This is a genomic window from Bacillus sp. BML-BC051, from assembly GCF_019656175.1.
Classification (GTDB): Bacteria; Bacillota; Bacilli; order Bacillales; family Bacillaceae_G; genus Bacillus_A; species Bacillus_A mobilis.
Genome location: NZ_BPLI01000154.1, coordinates 1 through 404 on the forward strand (window position 1 = coordinate 1; position 404 = coordinate 404).

A 404-nucleotide genomic window follows, 5' to 3' on the forward strand; every position below is an offset into this window, starting at 1 on the left:
AAGCAAAAAAATTATTAACACTCACTACTTATTCGTTATCAGATATCTGTGCTTGGCTAAACTTTAATGACCAAAGTTATTTTATAAGAGTTTTCAAAAAAATCACTAGCATGACTCCTAGGCAGTACCGTGAAAAATATACAATAATATAAGCTTGTTACCTGCTATCTACAATGTAAAGACTTAAACATGGGTATAAGTATCCCGAAAAATGAAAATACACTAACCATTATTTTGCTAAAGAAAACAAAAAGACAGAAGGCTGCAAAGTGTTTCAAGGAAGCTTTGCAGCTTTTTTGTAATTTAGAACCTATGTTTATAACGATGATAAGTTTATAGACTAATATCTTCAAGTTTAATATTTGTTAATATCGATATTAGGATGTTTTTGTAAAAAATCAACA

At 28.5% G+C, this 404-nt stretch carries 1 protein-coding gene; it reads left to right on the plus strand.

Annotated features, from left to right (window positions below; all coding sequences use genetic code 11):
- Positions 1-152: helix-turn-helix domain-containing protein (locus tag K5S59_RS29740; RefSeq protein ID WP_137000548.1), on the plus strand; the 152-nt coding region annotated here is incomplete at its 5' end.
- Between the last annotated feature and the right edge of the window lie 252 nt (positions 153-404).